14 protein-coding genes are annotated in these 20191 nt (G+C 60.6%); 11 read left to right on the forward strand and 3 right to left on the reverse strand.

All coding sequences use genetic code 11. The annotated features are described in order from the left end of the window. Positions 1-2 precede the first annotated feature (2 nt). The 4 genes from ABMY26_RS27655 to ABMY26_RS27670 all read left to right on the forward strand — a co-directional run bounded on the left by ABMY26_RS27655 (position 3) and on the right by ABMY26_RS27670 (position 4952). Positions 3-1193 (forward strand): tyrosine-type recombinase/integrase, encoded by a 1191-nt coding sequence (locus ABMY26_RS27655; RefSeq protein WP_372397759.1) that lies wholly within the window; start codon positions 3-5, stop codon positions 1191-1193. A gap of 55 nt (positions 1194-1248) precedes the next feature. Then, positions 1249-2685, forward strand: a complete 1437-nt coding sequence (locus tag ABMY26_RS27660; RefSeq protein WP_372397760.1) for a hypothetical protein — start codon at positions 1249-1251, stop codon at positions 2683-2685. 294 nt (positions 2686-2979) lie between these two features. Next, on the forward strand, positions 2980-4359 hold the full coding sequence (locus ABMY26_RS27665; RefSeq protein WP_372397761.1) for a hypothetical protein: 1380 nt from the start codon (positions 2980-2982) through the stop codon (positions 4357-4359). Next, positions 4356-4952, forward strand: a complete 597-nt coding sequence (locus ABMY26_RS27670) for a hypothetical protein (protein ID WP_372397762.1) — start codon at positions 4356-4358, stop codon at positions 4950-4952. Before ABMY26_RS27665 ends, ABMY26_RS27670 begins: the two co-directional genes overlap by 4 nt. A 332-nt stretch (positions 4953-5284) precedes the next feature. Here the strand turns inward: ABMY26_RS27670 and ABMY26_RS27675 are convergent, their stop codons facing one another. Then, positions 5285-6160 (reverse strand): HNH endonuclease, encoded by an 876-nt coding sequence (locus ABMY26_RS27675; protein WP_372399070.1) that lies wholly within the window; start codon positions 6158-6160, stop codon positions 5285-5287. Between the two features lie 781 nt (positions 6161-6941). Between ABMY26_RS27675 and ABMY26_RS27680 the strand changes: the two genes are divergently transcribed. The 7 genes from ABMY26_RS27680 to ABMY26_RS27710 all read left to right on the forward strand — a co-directional run bounded on the left by ABMY26_RS27680 (position 6942) and on the right by ABMY26_RS27710 (position 18388). Continuing rightward, a complete protein-coding gene (locus ABMY26_RS27680) occupies positions 6942-9119 on the forward strand; it encodes an ATP-dependent endonuclease (protein WP_372397763.1) in 2178 nt (725 codons plus the stop codon). Next, positions 9116-11191 carry a UvrD-helicase domain-containing protein gene (locus ABMY26_RS27685; RefSeq protein ID WP_372397764.1) on the forward strand — a complete coding sequence of 692 codons (2076 nt, stop codon included), beginning with the start codon at positions 9116-9118 and terminating at the stop codon, positions 11189-11191. The genes ABMY26_RS27680 and ABMY26_RS27685 overlap by 4 nt, the downstream gene beginning before the upstream one ends. A 378-nt stretch (positions 11192-11569) precedes the next feature. Further along, positions 11570-11962 carry a hypothetical protein gene (locus ABMY26_RS27690; protein WP_372397765.1) on the forward strand — a complete coding sequence of 131 codons (393 nt, stop codon included), beginning with the start codon at positions 11570-11572 and terminating at the stop codon, positions 11960-11962. A gap of 392 nt (positions 11963-12354) precedes the next feature. After that, positions 12355-13299 (forward strand): hypothetical protein, encoded by a 945-nt coding sequence (locus ABMY26_RS27695; protein ID WP_372397766.1) that lies wholly within the window; start codon positions 12355-12357, stop codon positions 13297-13299. 53 nt (positions 13300-13352) lie between these two features. Beyond that, complete coding sequence (locus tag ABMY26_RS27700) at positions 13353-15467, forward strand: Mu transposase C-terminal domain-containing protein (protein ID WP_372397767.1); 2115 nt, start codon at positions 13353-13355, stop codon at positions 15465-15467. Further along, positions 15464-16543 (forward strand): TniB family NTP-binding protein, encoded by a 1080-nt coding sequence (locus ABMY26_RS27705; protein WP_372397768.1) that lies wholly within the window; start codon positions 15464-15466, stop codon positions 16541-16543. Before ABMY26_RS27700 ends, ABMY26_RS27705 begins: the two co-directional genes overlap by 4 nt. 12 nt (positions 16544-16555) lie before the next feature. Continuing rightward, a complete protein-coding gene (locus tag ABMY26_RS27710) occupies positions 16556-18388 on the forward strand; it encodes a TniQ family protein (protein WP_372397769.1) in 1833 nt (610 codons plus the stop codon). A 5-nt stretch (positions 18389-18393) separates the two neighbouring features. Here ABMY26_RS27710 and ABMY26_RS27715 read toward each other — a convergent pair whose 3' ends face one another. Together ABMY26_RS27715 and ABMY26_RS27720 are read right to left on the reverse strand one after the other, a co-directional pair. Next, positions 18394-19374 carry a TniQ family protein gene (locus tag ABMY26_RS27715; protein WP_372397770.1) on the reverse strand — a complete coding sequence of 327 codons (981 nt, stop codon included), beginning with the start codon at positions 19372-19374 and terminating at the stop codon, positions 18394-18396. Between the two features lie 332 nt (positions 19375-19706). After that, positions 19707-20084, reverse strand: coding sequence for a helix-turn-helix domain-containing protein (locus ABMY26_RS27720; RefSeq protein WP_372397771.1), 378 nt, complete (start codon positions 20082-20084; stop codon positions 19707-19709). Positions 20085-20191 lie beyond the last annotated feature (107 nt).

The following is a 20191-nucleotide window of genomic DNA, read 5'->3' on the forward strand; positions in this document are numbered from 1 at the left end:
CCATGGACCGGCCGCTCCCTCCCTCCGACGTCCAGGTTCCAGAGAACCTGCCGCCAAGCGCTTCTGCAGAGGATCTGGTCACGCCGACGGTGCTGCAGGCCTTGGAGACCGCCGACCGCCTCATCGAGCGGTCGTTGGCGGACGGCACCCGGGCGGTCTACGCCCGCGCCTGGGCGCGCTTCGCCGGCTGGTGCCAAGGCCAGGGGATGGCGGTGCTGCCGGCGACGCCGGCGACGCTCGCCGCCTTCCTGGCGCACCACGCCGGTCCGCCACCCCAGGCCGGCTCCCGTACCACGGAGGGGGCGCCAACCGGGTTGTCGCCATCTCGCCTCGAGGTGGTGCGGGCGGCCGTCCGCCGGGAACACACCCGCGCCGGTCACCCTGATCCCGGCGCCGATCCGCGCATTGGTCAGCTGCTGCGCGGGGTCCGCCGGAGTTGGGCTGAGCGCGGTCAAAGCCGGCGCCAAGTCGAAGCCCTGACGGCGTCCAGCCAGGGCGACACCGATGTGCCGACGCTGCGGCTGGTGGTCGAGGCGATCGACACCGCCAAGGTCCGCGGTGTGCGCGACACGGCGCTGGTTCTGGTCGGCTTCGCCGGCGCCCTCCGGCGGTCCGAGCTGTGCAGCTTGACCTGGGGTGACGTGCGGTCGGCCGCCGGCGGGCTGACCGTGACCCTGCGCACGTCGAAGACCGATCGCGATGCCAAGGGGCAGAGTGTCGGCATTCCCCGCGTCGGCGGGCGCCTGTGCCCGGTTGGCGCCCTCGCCGCCTGGAAGAAGGCCCTGCTTGCGGCCGGTCACACCGTCAGTACCGCCGACCCGGTGTTCCGCGATGTCAGCCGCTGGGGCCATGTGGCGGCGGCGGCCCTCCATCCCAGCACGGTGGCGCGCATCGTCAAGCGGCTGGTGGCGGCGGTTCCGACCGAGGGGCTGAACGAGGAGTTGCGCCGACGCCTCGACCCCGCCCGCTATGCCGGACACAGCCTGCGTGCCGGCTTCGTCACCACCGCGGCGATCGAGGGTAAAGACATCATCGACATCCTGATGACGACCCGCCATGCCGAGCCGCGGACGGTGATCGACTATGTCCGCACCGAACGGCTGGCCGGGCGCAACGCCGTGCGTGGCGCCCTGGCGCGCCCGGGCGAAAGCGCGGCGGCTGAAGAGCGTTCAAACGATCTGTCGCAAGGTTGATTTTTCCGCCAATTCTCGACGCACCTGCAGTGCCCATCCCAGGAAAGCCCACTCCATGCATCAGCACCTGACCGACCTTGATGCCCTTGCCTTGACCGTCCGGGAGCCGCGCTCACGCGACTATATCCAGGAGGCGATCGCCGCCTATCGGGCTGGGGCCTATCGGGCGGCAATCGTCGCCACTTGGGTGGCGGTCTCCTTCGATCTCACCATCAAAATTCGTGAGATTGCAGTCGACGGCGATGGCCAAGCGAATGAGGAAATGGCTGCGTTCGACGGGTGGGTGCAAGCGGGCAATCAAGGCAAGCTCCAGGAATTTGAGGGAAAGCTATTGGGCAAGGTTCAAAGCAGATTCGGTTTCCTCAACGCACAAGACGTGCTGCACCTTGAGCGCCTGAAGGAGGACCGCAACCACTGCGCCCATCCAAGTTTCTATGGTGATCAGGATCTCTTTGCCCCTACCTCCGAACTGGTGCGGATGCACATCGTCCACGCCGTCACCCTGGTGTTGGCCCGGCCCCCGATCCAAGGACGGGTGCTGATCGAGCGTTTTATGACCGATCTGCGGTCGCCGGCATTTCCACGCGACGGTGACAAGCTCGCCCGCTACATGAACGAGCGATACCTTGATCGCGTCCGACCGGATTTGTTCGGAAGGTTCGGAACGACGTTGGTGGCGGCGGTTGTAAAACCATCCGCTGAGCAAGTGTCCAGTAACGACGTATTGCTGACTACAGTAATGGCGTTTGCTCGCACGCGACCCGATGCGTGGCGTGCAAGCGTTGTTCCTGGTATTCCAAGGCTGATAGAAGGGCTGACCTCAGAGCAGCTGCCTAACCTGTTCCGCCTTCTCAAAGCTGCTCCTGATCTGTTGCCGCTTTTGGACGCAGGGACCCTCCACCGCCTGGAAGCCCTGATTGACACCATGAGTGAACGCCTGCGGCAGGCGCCCCCTAGCCTGTTCGGGGGTGAGAAGTCCTTTACGCTGAGCGCGACCGAGATGGCGCTGTTCGCGGGGATGGTGGTGCCACAACTGACCGATCGGTTGGTGGCCGTATTCGAGCAACTCCCTCGTGTGGCGGCGAACAAGGTGTTGGAGGAGCACCCGAACCGCCGGTTTCTCAATCATGGCTACACCCGCCTACGCACTGCCCGCGACTTTCGTTCTGCTGAAGCGCTCTACCGGAGTTACATCGCCCCCCTGGCCGGCATGATGCAGGCGGAGGACGTCCCAGCCCTTCTCGACGCTGTGATGAGTGATCGGCAGATCTGGGATGCGACTGACATACGCAGCCAGTTGGCGTCGACGGCGCGGGTGCTGCTCGAACGAGGAGAAGCCCGAGCCGCCGACTGGGAGCGGTTCCGCGCCTTCATCTTTGAGAAGGGAGTTGAGTCCTGGTACGGCGAGCTTCGGGTGGTCTTACATGACGGCGGTGTTGTGGAATGGCCGGAGACGCCGGATGCGGATGAACTGGACGAGCAACCGGAATGAGAGGTGGCGCGTGTTCTTACCACGCGCAGTCGGCGCTTGTTGACCGATTGGGAAGGGCGGCGGGCCGAGGTCAGATTGTCGGCCGAGACCGTGACAGCCCTCGCCGGTTGGCGGGCGGTGGCGCCGCCTAGGATCGAGTTGCTCGTCGCCTGTCGCGACGAGCATGTAATCGAAGTTCGTTGTTGGTTCGGGAAAAGGTTCGTTGAAAATCCGTCGGCAAGATCGTTGATAGCGAACCATAAAGTTCGATCATCTGATGCATGTTGGGATTCGTCACCACCGACGGAGAGACCGATGAATAGCCCAGCTGCTGGAAGCCCGAACGGCGACAATCGTAGCGCCTCTGTGATCAATAGCCGCATTGAGGCCCAAAGGGGGCGCATGCGACCGCTGGAGGAAGTTCAGGCTGCGTTTGTCCGTGGGCGTATTGCTCATAACAAACCGCTGACGAAGAAGAAGGACCTTCTGCAGCTCGCTGAAAATCTTAACCGTATTGTTGAACAGGCCTGCACGGTAGTAGGTAAGGACGGTCGCTGTGTAACCAAGTCAGCTATTGCCGAAGAGGCTAGCATGCTGGACAGCAACGGGAAGAGTGGCCGCTTTTATGATTATATGGTCGATCCTTCTCTGCCTGAGGAGGAAAAGCGTAAGCGTGTCGAGACACGGCTGGTAAAGAAGCCCGCGAATTACCTGAAGATCGCCGAGGTGGCTGCACGCCTGGCTGGACAGTCAACTGACTGGGCCGCGATTACGCTCGTTGATCGGACAGGGTTCGCGGAAGGAATGGATGCCTTGTCGGAAGACAGTGAGGCTGAACACCTTCACATGCTTGCCGATGCCCTAAAAGGTGAGGCTCGCCGAATTGCTGATGCAACGGGGCTCAACTGGTATTTCCGGACCATCGACGAGCAAGGCTTGTCACCCAATGGCAGCAACTGGGAACCGGACGCGCAAGCCTTTCTATGGACGTGGATGGCAACTCCATGGATCGATCTATTCACCGAGGAAGTTGCGGCATTCCCGGCCCTCTGGTGGACTAAGGAAAGGAACAGCAAGCCGCAGGAGAAGATTGCACGGGTCTGTCGCCGTGTCAGCCTTGCCCTGGCGCCGTTTGGTCCGAACCAGGAGGTCCGCGCCTACCTTGTGCGGCGCCCGGTCCTGGCTGTTACCGACAAGCCGAAAATTCGCCGTGAGGGTGAGCGGCCGGATTTCTTCGACTTCGATGCCTCCTTGCCTGTAATCACCTGGATGCCAGACGAGCGGGGGAATGTCTCACGTGCGGATGGGAGTGCCCTGGCAGTGGATCCGTCTGCCCGTATGGTCGAAGGCTGCTATGCCTGTGACATTCCCGGCGATGATCATGAATTCTTGGAGATCACGGGCGGAACTCTCGCCTCTGTCCTGGAGAGTGGCTTCCCGCTCGTTAACACGATCCTCCAGGACGCCTTCCATCTTCCAGCCGTAGCCTATACGAAGTCGCCGCCAGACAGCCGGGCTGCTCGTTTGGAGCGGCTTATTCGCAAGGGTGAATACGGCGGTGATGAGAAGAGCCGGCTCACAGTTCGTCTCGAAGCCAAAGCGCGTGAGTACGTTGACGGCTTGCGTGGCTGGGTCGATGCGGAGCGTGCGCGGATCGAAGAAGAAATGTTCCACATGGCGGGAGGTGGCCAATGAACGCCGCGTTCGAAAAGACGCTTGGTGGAGGTGCTGCCATACCGTCTGCCGTGCTAGCTGCGCGGCCAACAATTTATCGCGGCATTCGGATGGCTTCACGTTTGGAGAGCCGGTGGGCATTCTTCTTCGATGAGTGTGGCCTCGACTGGGTTTATGAACCGTGCCGGCTGCGGGTCGCAGGGTCTGATTATCTCCCCGACTTCTTTTTGCCCAGTCTCACTACATGGTTTGAAGCCAAGGGCCGCCTTGACGCGCATCATGCCGCTAAAGCTGTCGCTCTCTGGCAAGTGGTTTCTTGTCACGGGCAGCGCGTCGCGATTGGGTCCTCGAACGGACACCTTTGGGTGCCGCATCGTGCGGCGGACGGTAGCGTATCACTGGCTGGTACCTGTGCGCGGTGCATTCGCTGCCTTGGATGCTGGTTCATCAACCATCACGACCCGCATGCCCAATGTTGTCCGCATTGCGGGGCAGATGACGGCGGCGCAGGGGCCGTCGCTGCAGCCGCCGCCGCTTATACCGCCGGGCTGTCGCCGGGGTGGCCGGGCGGGTTCGATCCCAGCGGTTTTCGTTTTGCGGTCACAGACGCGTAATCGAGGAGTCCGGGGGAGCGATGCACCGGTGAGGCCGACCCCACTTGCCGTCGGCTTCAGCGACCACGTGGACCTACCCGGGCTGATGCAGGCGGGACGCTGGTTCTCACCAGTGATGCTGACTTGTTGCACCGAGCGCCTGCGGGCGACGCGAGGTGCGGTGGCTCGGGTGCGGCGGGGAAAGGACGAGGAAAACAGCGGACGGCTCAAATAGGCTGACAACGAAAAAACCTCAGGAGAAAGCGACAGTAGGGCTATCGCGTACCGTCCTCGCCTCAATGCAACACGCCCGTAAGGGTCGAAAAGCGCCGACTGGCCGTACCGGATGAGCGTTAACGCAGATTTCGGAGTCGGTCCCGCAGGGCCTCGGCATTCGGCGCATGGGCTGGGTTCTTAGGTGAGCGCAGTCTCAGCTTTTTCAGCCCGTCCGCGAATTTAGTCCCGGCGATGACGGCTGAGACCATCAGCACGCCTCCTTTGTCGGGGTTGAAAGCGATCAGGTTCTGATCGAACAGCGTATGGATGTCGGCGCGAAGCAGCAGACCGTTGGCGACATGGTCGGTATGTTTACCAAGGTGCGGGGCAATGTGAGCAGCCTCTAATGTCTCTACCAAGTCGCAGCCGGTTACAGCACAACGCTCGCTATAGGCGGCCAGCAGCGCCTTTCGGAATGCCCGTTGGCCTTGGCGTTGTACAATCGCACGCAGGGCTCGGGTGCGAGCATCCGTCGTGTCGGACGGATCAAACGCGCCGTCTCGTTCAGCAGCCTCGCAAACTGCATCTAAGATGGAGCCGTCGTCCTCCGCTCTGTGGACGCCGAGGGAGGCCAATCCATCAAGGAACGTGAGCGAATTGATGCGCTGGGGATCCAGTATTTCACCGGTCGCGAGCCTCTTGGCGATCAGCCCGAAGATCTTAGCTGGATACCGTCGCCCGTTCACCAGCACGAAGTGGGCCGTCGCCCACCGATTAGTGCCGGCGAACGACTTTACCTGTTCGGCCGAGTTCTCATCGATGAATGCGGCGGCGGCCAGGATGTGCTCATCCCGCACCCCCTTTGCAACCTGCGCCGCCAGCGTTTCCCCCGCGTTGTCCTGCGGGACCGGAGGGGGAGCCGAACTGTCCGCCGGCGCCTTTGCCCTCAACACGAGGTATTCGATCCGCTGATCGGATGGTGGTTCGCGGAAGACCTGTCTACGCACGGCCATGCGCACGCAGCCTCGATCCAGCTGAAAGACTTCGCCGTCGGAGAACTCGAAAGCCCAAGGCACCCGGTCCTCACCTACATGTTCCGCTATCCGGCGGGCCTGATCCTCAAACCATAGTTGACGACCACTGTTTGGCTTTCCCTCTGACCGCAACTCTCCGAAAGTGGGAGGCGGCTTTCGGGTCCATTGGGAGAAGGGCGGCTTTTCGCCTACCTCCTTGCCTGGGTAGACGTAGTCAGGGGTCGGATACGGCAACTTGAAGGGGGGCATAGGCGTCCAGGATCGAAGCGGATCATCTCCGTATCATACCGCATTTTGAGAAGGGCAGCCCAGGACCGGCTGACGGCCGACGTCGACCTTCCCGGGCCGATGCAGGCGGGAGAGTAGGCAGCACGCTCTCACGACTGAGCTGCCAGATGCGAGCTGAGCACTTCAGCTGTTTGCAAATGGTGATTCGCTTCGTGTGCGGTTGCCCGTATCGGCCGCCAGCTGGAGCGTCAGGGCATCCCAACGAAAACCGGCGCAAGGACTTGGGCGCCTTCGAGCGTCAAGGCTTTGCTCGACCGGGCATGCGAGTAGGGCTTGCTTCACCACACCGAGGACTAGACCTGACACTTGTCCAACCCGTAGAGCGTCCCGCCCCCCGACGTAGCGGGGAAGGACGATGCAGAGTTTGAGATGAGCGGAGTATCTCTGTTTCTCGGACGTAACGATCGCTGGATTGCTGCGCATGTTGCGAGGGTGTAGAAGATAGCAATACACCAGCGACGTGTGGCTGCGGATGCATCTGGCGGAACTCCATCTGGAGAATTTTCGGCTCTTCGCGCGTTTGACGCTTACATTGAGTCCCGGGCTGAACGTCCTTGTGGGTGAGAACGACGCCGGGAAATCGGCGATCATTGATGCGGTTCGTTTGGTTGTCGGTGTGGCCGGACATGACACTGTTCGGGTCGATGCGGATCGCGATTTCCACTGGAGGAATGATCAGTTGGAGCCGGAAGCTCGGCTATCGATCACCTGCAAGTTTGCCGGCATCTCCGAGGCCGACGCCGCCGGCTTTATCGAGCATCTCACTTACGAGGGCGATCTCGGATCACCGCAGGCGCCCGTTCTGTACCTGACGCTGGTGGCACACCGTCCCACCAGAGAGGAATCGGCCAAGGTCAAGCACGCTTCTCGCTGGCGTGTCTCCGTGGAACTGCGATCGGGAAAGGATGGTCAGGGGCCCTGGTTCGAAGGACCCGCCCGGGCGCTTCTGGAAGCCACCTATTTGAAACCTCTACGTGATGCCGAACGTGAATTGTCATCCGGGCGGAACTCGCGTTTGTCGCAGATCCTCCGTCACACGCTGGCCATTGCAGGGGAAGATGACGAGGCGTTTGACGTCCAAGCCTTCGTCAGCGCCCTGGCCGCTGGGAAGTCTGACGTGTCGCTGCCGCAGACGCTTTTGCGGCGCGGTGAACTAGCCGATCATTTGATTGAAACCCACGCCGGGGTGAGCAAGGCACGCGCCCGCCTGAACGAGGACTATCTGCACCATCTCGCCTTGGGCTCCGACCGGATGTCCAGCCACATCGGCGTTGCGTGCGGCGCCGATGAGTTGCGGCTGCGGCTGTTGCTGGAGAAGTTGGAACTGCTGTTGCTTCCCAGCGGACCTCCAGCCGCCGATCCTGAGGCGGCGGGTGCGGCGATGACGCGCCCTCCCCGTCTGCATCCGCGTGGGCTCGGCTACCAGAACCTGCTGTTCATGGCCTGTGAGCTGCTGCTTCTGGGGCAGGATGAGGAGAAGATGCCGCTTCTTCTCATTGAGGAGCCGGAGGCGCATCTGCACCCCCAACTTCAGCTTCGCCTCATTGATTTTCTGCTGAGTCGTACCGAGCCAGGGCTTCGCTCCGCCGCCAAGGCGGAGACCGAGGAGGAGGCAGCGGATGCGGAACGGGGGGACAGCGACCGGAGCATCGGGAAGGGGACTCCGTCGGGAGCAGGCCATGGGGCGGCACGGCCGGACACCCGGTCGGAGCGCCCGGTGCAGGTGCTGATGTCCACCCACAGCCCGGTCCTTGCGTCGAAGCTGCCGCTTGGCAGCCTGATCGTTCTCGCGGGTGGTCAGGGCTTCTCCTTGGCGGAAGGCCGGACCCGGCTAGTTGCTGGAGACTACCAGTTCCTGCAGCGTTTTCTGGACGCGACCAAGGCCAATCTGTTCTTTGCGCGCGGCGTCATCGTCGTCGAAGGGACGGCGGAGGCGTTGCTGTTGCCGACCATCGCGGTCCTGCTCGGCATTGATCTGGCCAAGCATGGGGTGTCGATTGTCAATGTCGGCGGGACCGGCTTGCACCGCTACGCCCGGATCTTGATGCGCAGCGATGACGTTCCGGGCCCCTGTCCCGTTGCCTGCGTGACCGATCGTGACGTGCTGCCGGATTGCGCGCGAGAAATTCTCAAGCTGAAGCCTGGAAGCCGGCAGAAGACCGAATCCCAGATCGATGCCGATGCGTGGATGAAGGCGAAGGTCAAAGCGGACGGGCAACGCGTGAAAACGTTCGTCTCGGATCACTGGACCTTGGAGTACGATCTGGCACGCGCCGGACTGGAGCGCGAGGTCTACATCGCCGGTCGTCTGGCGGCACGCGGCGATGAGCCCGATGGCCCGGGCGAAACGACTGGAGCGGCTTGGACAGAGTGGGAAACCGAGGCCGAACAAGCCTACGAGCGATTGCGGGCAGCCTGCACTGACCCGATCGAGCGTGCGGTCCACGTCTACAAGGTGGTGGCGGCCGGCTCGAAAGCGGCGGCGGCTCAAATCCTGGCCCGTATCCTGGAGGAGCGCTACAGCACGGCCGCCGAGCGGCGGACCTTCGCCGGCAAGGTGCCACGCTACCTGAGCGAGGCCTTGCGGCATGCCACGGCCACCGACCAGCCGATGCCCGTTGCCAGAGCCGAGGTGCTTGTCGACGAATGAGCGAGTTTTTTTCGCTGCCCGTCATCAATGACGCCGATATTTTCTGGATCGAAGAGGCGCTGGGATTGCGCTTCGCGGGCGAGCGCCGGGATGTTCTGCAGGCTTTGGACTCCGGCGATGTCGAAGCCTGCCCGGGAAGCGGCAAGACGACGCTTCTGGTCGCCAAGCTGGCCATTCTTGCGCGCAAGTGGACGGCGCGGAGTCGTGGCATCTGCGTGCTCTCCTACACGACCGTCGCGCGCGATGAACTGGAAAAGGGAGTGCAGCGGGTACCGGAAGCGGCGCGTCTGCTGACCTATCCGCATTATGTCGGGACTATCCACGGCTTCGTGAACAGCTTCCTGGCCTTGCCTTATCTCCGATCATACCATATGGGGCCGATTGGCGTCCGCTTCATCGACGATGACCGATGCCGGGCTGTCGCACGCCGGATCGTTTGGGAGGATGATCGGTTCGAACCAATCCGCAAGTTTGCCATCATGCGCGCCCAGAGTTCATCACGGAAAGCTACGGCCGGTGCTCCGAAGAAGACCGCCATGGAGGTCGTGTCTGAACTGTGCGATGCGCTGGAGTACCGGGGGGCCGAGCTGGGCTTGGACCTCTCAGCCTTTCAGTTGAAAGATCCGAAGCTGCCCACCTACGAGGCTATGACGGAACTGCGACGCCGTCTCCGCCGACTCGGGTATTTCTTCCACAACGACATGTTCGCGTTTGGAGAGCGGCTGGTTGCCGAGGCGCCCCAGTATCCCGCTCTGATACGGCACCGCTTCCCCTGTGTTTTCATGGACGAGATGCAGGACACCCAACCTTTGCACGCCGCCATGCTGTCACGGCTTTTCCCCAAGGATGCCTGTGCGCTGCGGCAGCGCTTCGGAGACAGCGATCAGGCCATCTATGACGGAGACCGCGGCGAGCCCGAAGCCGTTCCGGTGGTGGATGCCTTTCCGGACGCGCAGGCGCGCAGCCTGCCGCGCAGCAATCGGTTCGGGGGCTGGATCGCCGCGCGGGCGTCCGCCGTGGCGCCGAGCCGGCGTGTGATGGAAGGCGATGCCTTGCATCGCTGGGGGACCTTGAAGGGTGAGCCGACCAGCAGCCGCGGCCACACCATTTTCCTCTTCGGCCCCGAGGCCATGCATGAACGTCCGCTGCAAGCCTTTGGCGCGCTACTGTGCCGAGAGTTCGACGGCGATACCCTTCACCATGGGGTGTTCACGGCCATCGGCCGGGTTCACGCCCCTCCAGGTCAGCGCGCGCGCAAGGCGGACCAGTTGCCGCACTCCGTCCGTGACTATTGGAACCGGTACGAGCCAGACACCTCCCGCCGCACAGCGCGGCCGCGTGTTCTTGCCGATTACCTGTGTCTGGCTCACCACCGACGAACCGAGAGCGGAGAATTGGGGCCAGCCATCACGGAACTGGCGTTGGGTCTGATCCATCTGCTGGAAGCGTGCGGAGCACCTGAATTCGGAACGCGCCATAACCCGCTTCGTCAACTCCGGGCGTATGCGTCCGAACGACCGGCCTTGTGGCAGGCGATACACAAATGGCTGTGGGACTGTGCAACCATGAGCACGCCTCCCAATCCAGCCACTTGGCCTGTCATCCGAGTCGCGACGGAAGCGCTCGTTAGAAGCCATCAGGAAGGAGGATGGCATCGTTCGCGCCAAATGGAACCGATCGATGCGTTTCTAGCGTGGCCGGAGGAGGCGATTGTCCGGGCGCCCGAACAGCCTCCCCGCCACCTCTATGTCCACCAGGGCGAGGACGGGAGGTCAGTGAACATCCGGCTTGGCTCGATCCACAGCGTTAAAGGGCAAACCCACACCGCCACCCTGATCCTCGACACGTTTTTTCACTCTTGCCACATTGGGCGACATTTTCGGCTGCTGGCTGGCCGTAAGAGCCCCATGGCCCTTGATGCGCAGCGATTGCTTTACGTTGCCATGACACGGCCAAGCCATCTGCTGTGCGTGGCGCTGAGAGCCAGCCATCTCGGTGAGGGCAAAGCCGCGCTTGGTTGGGAGCGTCGGCTGCAAGATGTCGGGTGGCGGATTGAGCATATTGCCCCCTAATTGTCAGGATGGGTGACCTCCTCCCCAACCATGTCGATCACCGTCCACCCGGTGAGATCCCTCCCAATACGGCATCGTGTCTGCATTCCTGTTTATCGCGCTGCAACAGAGTGATGACAATCCGGAGCTTCCCTATCGACAAGGAGGCGTGGCTATCGACGGCTCCAGAGAACAAGGTGCTGCGGTCGGCAGACGGAGTGAGTGCAACTGCGAGCCTCGAGAGATGGGCGCACGGAAATGACCCCGTGACCGGGCTGTCTGAGGTATGCTGAGGGAGCCCAATGCTTGGCAGGGACAGGGCTGCAACTGCCGCCGATGGCGCACCGGCGAGGTGGAGCTTCGATGAGGATGAGTACCGTTCGGACGAGGATCAGCGAGTTGCGGGCCGAACTCGAGACAGCGCGTGCACTCGAATTCGAGGCGATCGTGCGTCGGCGTGCGGTCGAGGCGCGCTTGGAGGAGTTGGAAAATCTGGTCGGAAGAGACGGGTGGCTGGGACCGACGCTTGACGGCTTGCCGGCGTTTGTAACGTCCGAAGCGCGTGGTCGGCGCATGATTGCGATCCTTGAGTGCTTGGCCGAGGTGTTTCCCGGCGGCCTCACCACTCCAGAGATCATTGACCGTGCACGCCGTCGCACCATCGAACTCAATCCGGGATCCACGCGTGCGCAGCTGTCACAAGCCCAGCGTCGCGGATGGGTTCAGCGCGACGGCCGCCGCTATATCCTGACAATCGCCGAGCAACCAGCCCGCCTGGGCCCGAACTCCTGACCAGGCTGCGGATGATGCCAAAGCGCAGCATATGACTCCACAAACCCGAATTCCCGGCGGTGGGCGCCGCATCTGAGACCGCGGCGCCCACCCATATTGGAGGGTTCCGCATGGCCGTCATGGGGCATGCGAAGTAGTGTTTTTCCAGCCTCTTTCCAGCTCTGGGGCTGTTTGACATGCTGGGCTGTCCACCGCAACGAATGATGCGCGAGAAGGCCGACCGGCCATCCTGACTTTGCAAGCTGCAGCGCTGTATGGGCGGGCATCCCAGGCAAATGGCGGGCCTGTCCGGCACGGCTGCAACCTGATCGTCGGACCGGAGGAGGATTGTCAGGTTCCCGAACGCGAGTGCGGGCTTCGGCGAATTCATCGCGCCGAAGAGGAGAAGCCGTATGCCTTCGCTCACAGACTGCCGTACCGACCAGCCACAACCGGAAAGCTCGGTTCCGCAGCGCCTGAGCCAGCCGGAGGGTGTGGATTGGCCAGACGACGATCAAGAGCGAACTTTGGCCGATTTCTTCCTGGAGCTTGTGCATTCAGGACCACCGATGCCGTTGCCGAGACCGTCTCCTCCGTCGATCGACCGGGTCTGGGCACCGCAAAGCCTTGGCGGTCCTCCACCGGATAACGGACGGTTTACCGCGCGCCACCCCGAGTTCACCTTTGGCGGCATCGACTGCCCGATCCGGGCCATCGGCCGGGCGCCGCGCAATTCCATCCGTGGGCGGCAGGGCCGGTTTCACAGCCGGAAAATGAAGCGGACACTGCGGGCGCGCTCGGACCTGGAGTTCGACATGTTCCTGCTGTGCGAACTCGACCCTGCCGTCGACGCCTACATCGAACAGCCCCTTCGGGTTCGCTATACCCTGGACGGGCGTACCCGCTGGCACATGCCGGACCTGTTCGTGCGTCGCGCCGGCGTCGGCACCTTCATGGCGATTATTTCCGAAGGGGAAGCCGCACTGCCGGACCGGGAACGGCGTTGGCCGGCGATCGGGGTGACGCTGGCACGGTCCGGGTTCGGGTATTGCGTCCAGACGGAGCGACACATCCGCCGACAGCCACGCGTCTCGACCCTTCGCACCCTGTTCGCCGACCGCCATGCCTCGCTTCCCGACGGCGCCATGTGGCGCCAGCTAGCGCTCGCCGTGCCGGCGGGGGCAACGGTCGCCATCAGTGCCCTCCTGGCCGGGTTTCCGCAGCTTGCGGCCAAGCACATCCACAGCCTGATCGTGCACGGATATCTGACAACCGACCTCGACACGCCGCTGGAGCCAGCCAGTCGCGTGTGGCGAAGCCGCCAGTCGTTGAATGGTCCTGGCTCGGAGCCGCTGTGATGCGGAGCTTCTGCTACGCCCCCAACACGTGCGTACGCATCGACGGCATCCCCATGCGGTTCGTGACCATGCAAGGCGATGGTGAGTGGCAGCTGGTGGAAACCCTCACGAACCGGCTGGTGACCAAAACCACGTCACAGCTGGACACCCTGTATGTCTCGGGAGCCCTGGTGCTCGATGCCGAGCGGGCCGATGATGCCCGCAAGCCGGACGATACCAAGAGGCGCCGTGCAGCAACCTCGATCACCGATCGGACGGAAGCCGAACAGCAGCGGATTTCCCTTCGGTCTGCCGTCCTGGGAGCCGTGGACGCTCGAGCAGCCGCGGGTGTCCATTTGAACTCCGTGGTCGTATTGGAAGACGGGCAGAAGACAACGGCGCTTGAGAAGATCCTCGCGGAGATCAGCAAGGAGCTCGGCCGTTCCAGGCCGGTGTCCACGCCCACCTATTACCGATGGAAGGCTGATCTCGCTGCTACCGAAGACAGATTGGACCTTGCTGGGCGGTCCGCCTGCTGCGGGCGCCACAATCAGCTGCATCCCCGGGTTCGGAAGATCATCCTGGACACCATGCGGGCAAAGCTTGATGACGCCCGCGAGAACAAGGGGGCCGCCGGCCACTCACCGACCTGCACGATGCGCTCCATCCGCAACACGGTCGACGATCTCCTCCGCCTGGAGAACAGACGCGATCCTGCGGCGAAATTGACGATGCCGTCGTTGCCGACCTTCTATCGCCTGTGGAACGAATTTCCGGCGTACGACCGCGATGTCGCCAAATTCGGCAAAGCAAAGGCCCGCCGCATGTATCGGGGGAGAACCGGCCATGAGGGACCTGAGGCCTGTCTCGACCTTGTGGAGTACGATGAGACCAAGTTGCCCTTCTTCTTCTTCGATGAAACGTTTGGCGTTCCACTCGGGCGGGCTTGGCTGAACTGGTATCTTGACGTCTACTCCAACCTTCTGGTTGGTTTCTATCTCGGCTTTGAACCTCCAAGCGATCTGACGATAGCGAGTGCCTTGCGCCACGCCTGTCTTCCCAAAGCTTATGTCCAGGCGACCTATCCGGATATCCAGAACACCCTGCCTGCGGCTGGCATCCCGCGCCTTCTCATCTTTGACAATGGTTTGTCCCAATATGGCGAGAGCATTCGCACCATTACATATGATCTCAACACTCCATACAAATTCACGAAGGTTTACACGCCCTGGTTCAAATCGGCTGTCGAGAATGCATTCAATCTTTTGAATAAACTTCTTCTCCAAGAAATGCCCGGGTTCGTTCTTGGCAACACCATCGATAAACAGGATTACGATCCGACCAAGAATGGCTGTATCGGGCTCCGGCATTTCCTCTACATTTTCCACAAATGGCTGATCGACGTTTATTGCAGTCGGCCTATGGGAACATGGAAGATCACGCCGAGAGATCGCTGGAACGAAGGTGTCCGATCGCGGCCACCGGAGTTCCTGGAGCGGGCGACCGATCTGGACCTGCTGTTCGGTATCATCCGAACCGGCACTGTCGATCACCGCGGAGTGACGTTCAAGAGCCTGTCCTACTACTCAGATAGTCTGCACGCATTCCGCCGCCAGTATGGCCGTCGGACGAAGGTGCGGGTGAAAATCGACCCGAGCAACCTGTCCGTCATCCATGTCTTCGAACCGAAGGAACGCTTCTGGATCCGCGTGGAGGCACTCGACAAGCATTACACGCAAGGCCTCAGTCTCCACCGTCATGAGTTGAACTTGAAATGGGCCAATGAACGGTACGGGCGCGAGGACATCGACGCCCTGCAACAGGCGCAATGGGATTTGCAGCAACTCATCTCGGATGCCCTTCCAATGGCCTTGAGTATCCGCACCAATGCATTGATCGCCCGCACATTCGGTGTCGGAACACAGCACATCTTCAACAATCTTGACCTCAACGGAAACCTTGGCCCGTTGAGCGGTCCCTTCACCGGACAGTCACTCAACCCGTTCCAGGAACAGGCTTCGACATCCGCTCCGCCAACACCTGCGGCACGTCCGCCAGAGGGTGGCGTGAGAGCCGACGCGCCTCCCGCACCGATCCTTGCGGAACGGCCAAAACGCACAATCCCGGTTTATGACGCCGACCTCTCCCTTGGGGGCCTCACTGAGCGCACAGAGGAGCAACGCCCATGACCGTCCAAGACCTGCTGGAAGTGCCACCACGCACCCTATACCGTCAAATGGCGAGCATCTTCGTACCGCACCCACGGTTCATGCGCATCATGGAGGAGGTTCGACTGATCCTGAGCCTTCAGGACTGCGATGACGAAGCCCCCTGTCTACAGGTGAGTGGCCCCCCCGGAGTCGGCAAGTCGACGTTGCGCAAGAAGCTGGCGCAGGAATACCAAGCCGTTCCCGATGGCCGTTTGATTGACGAGCCGCCCCATCCGGTCATGACGGCGGACCGCATCCCGCTGCTCCAGTTCGTCATGCCGCCAGCCCCCACGGTCAAATCGGTCGGCATGGAGATGCTGCGGACGTTCGGTGATCCCGCTTGGCATCGTGGCGACAAATATTCCTTCGGCAAAAGGGTCGACAGACTGGTCGCGGCATGCGGCACGGTCGGTATCCTCATCGACGAAGCTCAGCGCGCGGTTGATCGCAACGGTGTGGTGGTGACCGAAGAATTGGCGGACTGGTTCAAGTCCCGCCACGATGAAAACAACGTAAGCTTGATCTTCCTCGGTCTCGGTCGTCTGAGTTACCTGTTCGAGCAGGACGGCCAACATGAGCGGCGTTGCGATGCCGAACTTCGCATGCCCGCCTACCGGTGGCGGACGGGTGACGGCATGGACGACCTGGAGGATCAGGCGCAGTTCATTGGAACCTTGCTGGCGTTTCAGAAACTGTCGCCCATTCCGTTCGACTTCGACGTCACGGAGGATCGGATTGCGCTTCGCTTCTATTACGCCAGCCGTGGCGTGATCGGCGCGTTGAAGAAGCTGCTGAAGATGTGCATGAGGATCATTGCGCAGAACCCGGCGGTGCCACGGCACATCACCCTGGAACTCTTGGAGGAAGCCTTCGACCGGGCCTTCCGTAAGGAAGCGCACAGAATGATCAACCCGTTCTCCTCAACCTATGCCGGGCAGTTGCCCCCGCCGATCGAAGACGATTCGCTTTCGCGTCCGGACGTCGCAACACGGCGAAGCGCCAAGAAGCGTCGCCTGCGCAAGGAGGACGTGAACCAGGCGCTGACCAAACGGTGAACGCCCTTGCCAATGGAAAACCGCCTTACCGTCCGCAGCGCGCCCCTGGCTGATGAAAGCCTGAAGGGATACGTTCTGCGTCTGGCCCAAGCCAATGGCCACCCGGACATCCGCTGGCTGCTGGATACGGCCGGTTTGCGTCTTGCGATCGCCGGAACACGCTGCGATCTGACAACCCTGTCCAACCTCATCGGTGTCGGCCCCATCGATCTGGAGGATTTGGCCAATTGGCCCGTTGCGGGACGGACGGGCTTGGTGCGCTTCGGCAATGGGTCTCTGCCGGCCACGGCGCTCGACCTCATCCACCCCCGCGCCTGTCCAAGTTGCGTCCGCGAACGCGGCAGCGTACGGCGGATATGGGATGTGACCGCTTATGTCGCGTGCCGGACACACGGCTGCTGGCTGGTCGACAGCTGCCCTCACTGCTTGAGCCGCCTGAGTTGGATGCGTCCGGGCCTCGAGCTTTGTCGGTGCCGACGGGTCTGGACCGATGCGTCCTCAGGCCCGGCTTCCGAGTCGGCACTCGAGATTGCGGCCCTTCTGGAGGAGCGTGCGGCTCAGCCGATGCTGACACCGGCATCGCAGACTCTGCCGGTCGGTGCCCTGCAGACCCTCGACATGGCGGTGCGCTTCATCGCCTTCTTCGGCTCCGATCACACCGACCCCAACTGGCGCGTTTCAACCATGACCAAGGCCGGGTTGGCCGCAGATCGCAAGACGGTGGAGACAGCGTCCCATCTCCTGCAGGACTGGCCACAGAGCCTCTATGAATGGCTCGAACGGAGTGCCCGGTCCTCCGAACACCGGGTCGGGCTGGCGGCCGAATACGGACACTGCCTTCCACGCCTCCGGGCTTTCTTCGGCGACGAGACCTTCGCCTTCCTGTTCTCCGAGGTCAGGCGCTACTTCGCCGACCATTGGGGAAACGGACTCATCAAGCGCAAGTCGATCTTCTATGCCCCACCCGATGCCCCACGTCGCGTGTCGGGCTCGCAAGCGGCAAAGAGCCTGGGGATCACGAGCGCAAGCATTGCCCGCATGGTCGGAAATGGGACCTTGAAGGGTGAACTCCGGGACATGGGGCGGCGCCGACAGATCCTGGTCGACCCGACCAGCCTGCAGGAACTCCAGGAACGTGCCAAACGATCGCTGTGCTGCGAGGCGGCGGCCGAATGCCTCGGTACATCCTGCTCCCAGATCGAGAAGCTTCGGCGCAGCGGGATTTTGGAGGGGGCGCTCAAGGTAGGGGGCGCTTACAGGTACGAGCGCGCGTCCCTGGAAGGGCTTGTCGGCGCCTTGCTCCAGAAGGCCACTGTCATTACCGAGGCCGGCGTCGACATGGTGTCTCTCGCTGGCCTACCGCTCCGCCGGCGGCTCTCCTTGCCAAGTGTCTTGCGGGAAGCGCTTGCCGGCCGGTTGCCGCTCTGGCGCATTGCAGCATCTCCGCTCGAGAGCGGTCTGCGTAGCCTGTATGCCCGGAAAAGTGATGTGTTCGGCCACACGGTTCGTCCGTCGGGAGAGCGTTGCCTGGGAGTGCGGGAAGCCGCGAAGTCTCTCGGCGTCTCCGTGCGCATGGTGCATGCGTTGGCGGTGGCTGGCTGCTTTCAGACTGACCGTCTTCACACAGGCCGCATGGTAAAATGTGGACTCTCGGAGCATTCCATCGCTGAATTTCACAGGAAATTTTGCTTTTCACGCGACTTGTTGTATTTCAATGGGAAAAGTTCACGAGCCGTTATCTCCATGCTAAAATCATTATTAATATTTCCAATTATTGAGCCGGATAAGCAGAAAGGAGTTTCGGCAGTGTGGCGTCGTTCAGAAGTGAATCGATACACAATTTAGAATTATTAAATGTCAGAATGGTAGGCTTTAACAACTATATGAGTCAAATTTTCAATCCAAAGATCATCACCCTCATCAATGGTTTTTTCTATACTCTTCATTCTTTCTAGGAAACTTACACACAGAAGTAGCCTATAACCTAAGTGATTTTCCTCTTCCGCATTACGAAAAGTAAGCGTTGCCTTAATAACTCGCTCGACATGTTCATAGAAACCATCGGGCCAATCTATCAATATACCCATGGAATAAATTAAACACTCATTATAATTATTGTATAGACTTCTATAGGAAATTTTCCCACTTCTATCTTCTATAATCGGCATCATGTATAGATCAGAAATTATCGATAGTAATTCTTCCAAATTGATCTTTCGTATTCTATCATTCAACCCAGTGTTTTCGTTCTCTTTTTTTCCGAACAAAAGGAACGAGATATGTCTTGAGCAGGATATTGCATTCTCATGAGACTTTCCTGTGAAGTAGTCGTCATAGTCAAAGGCGCCACATTCGCACGTGTAAGCTGCCCGACTCCATGAGAGAAGCCTGCCACATTCTGGGCATCGGTCAATTAATTGATTCCCATGAACTGGGCAGGCAATCCAGGCAGAGATATCCCATACCGATTGGAATACTGGCTTCTCGCGAAAACATGCCGTACAGATCTTCTGACGAGTGAACTCAAAATGTTTCTTAAGTATCTTAATACCGTAAAAATTTACATATTGCCTCTCTTTACTCACCGACACATACCCACTTTTTCTAAAAAATTCATACTTAATACCCGTAATACGGGATATCCACACAAGATTATCTTCATAGTATACTTCTTCTTTCGAAGATATTATATTACTTAATATCCAATGTATGCCTTCATAACAATTAGCTATACTTAGACGACGAAGATACCCATTCACGCTTTCACCATGAACCAGATCACTCCGAATGACGATACGGTTTGGTGTCGTATAGTCTTTTTGAAGTTTCATAATTTTTCCCAAACTACTTTCCTTCTTTACCCGTGGAGCGCCAATCTGAACCGCATCTAATTTTTAGATTTTCTAACTAGCCATAAGACTGATTTATCTGAGATGTAAACGGGACGTGCGGTACTGTCCGGCGCCAGCAGGTCAAAGGCTGTGTCTTCAATCATGTGGCTGTGCGGGGAACGATCGAACCACCACCGCGATTATAATCTGACAAACAATATAGTTAAGGTTTATTATGCCAGCTAGAATAGCTCGCTCTGTATACGTAACAGTCCGTCTGGTGCATACCATCAGTAGACGTCCATGCCGCTCCAGTTCAGAACAGCCAGGTATTAGCGTACCAGCAGGTCCAGCGGGACACGCAGCGCAGAGGCAATCTTAGTCATCGCGTCAGCGCCACCGGGGTGCCAACCACTCTCGATCTCCGACATGTATGATGGCGCGACGCCGGCCGCTTCTGCGAACTCGCGCGCAGTGAGGCCCCGGTACTCACGGAAAACAGTGGCAGAATGGACACCGTCTAGGAGCCGCTCAGCGAGCTCAAAGGGGAATGCCTCCGTCTCGCCAACAGCCAGAAGACTCTTCACCACGTCGGCGTCAGCCAGATCCCGGGCATCGACGACCAACTCAGCCAAGACCTCATAGTCGGTCCGGCTCAGCGTCACAGTGTCCGCTGTTTCGGCAATCGGCATAATGGGCAGGACGTTCATGGGGATACCTTATCGTAACTCACAACCTTCAGCATCGTGATCAGCAACGCATCGCCACCGATCAGGTGAATGGCTCCTCAGTCACCGTATCGGCCGCGCTCCCGCCC

This window comes from Azospirillum sp. HJ39 (genome assembly GCF_041507355.1).
Lineage (GTDB): Bacteria > Pseudomonadota > Alphaproteobacteria > Azospirillales > Azospirillaceae > Azospirillum > Azospirillum thiophilum.

Coding starts and splice junctions, on each gene's coding strand:
- ABMY26_RS27710 (WP_372397769.1), top strand. CDS start 16,556: ATGGAAAACCGCCTTACCGTCCGCAGCGCGCCCCTGGCTGATGAAAGC.
- ABMY26_RS27660 (WP_372397760.1), top strand. CDS start 1,249: ATGCATCAGCACCTGACCGACCTTGATGCCCTTGCCTTGACCGTCCGG.
- ABMY26_RS27720 (WP_372397771.1), bottom strand. CDS start 20,084: ATGAACGTCCTGCCCATTATGCCGATTGCCGAAACAGCGGACACTGTG.
- ABMY26_RS27655 (WP_372397759.1), top strand. CDS start 3: ATGGACCGGCCGCTCCCTCCCTCCGACGTCCAGGTTCCAGAGAACCTG.
- ABMY26_RS27700 (WP_372397767.1), top strand. CDS start 13,353: ATGCGGTTCGTGACCATGCAAGGCGATGGTGAGTGGCAGCTGGTGGAA.
- ABMY26_RS27685 (WP_372397764.1), top strand. CDS start 9,116: ATGAGCGAGTTTTTTTCGCTGCCCGTCATCAATGACGCCGATATTTTC.
- ABMY26_RS27670 (WP_372397762.1), top strand. CDS start 4,356: ATGAACGCCGCGTTCGAAAAGACGCTTGGTGGAGGTGCTGCCATACCG.
- ABMY26_RS27680 (WP_372397763.1), top strand. CDS start 6,942: ATGCATCTGGCGGAACTCCATCTGGAGAATTTTCGGCTCTTCGCGCGT.
- ABMY26_RS27715 (WP_372397770.1), bottom strand. CDS start 19,374: ATGAAACTTCAAAAAGACTATACGACACCAAACCGTATCGTCATTCGG.
- ABMY26_RS27705 (WP_372397768.1), top strand. CDS start 15,464: ATGACCGTCCAAGACCTGCTGGAAGTGCCACCACGCACCCTATACCGT.
- ABMY26_RS27665 (WP_372397761.1), top strand. CDS start 2,980: ATGAATAGCCCAGCTGCTGGAAGCCCGAACGGCGACAATCGTAGCGCC.
- ABMY26_RS27675 (WP_372399070.1), bottom strand. CDS start 6,160: ATGGCCGTGCGTAGACAGGTCTTCCGCGAACCACCATCCGATCAGCGG.
- ABMY26_RS27695 (WP_372397766.1), top strand. CDS start 12,355: ATGCCTTCGCTCACAGACTGCCGTACCGACCAGCCACAACCGGAAAGC.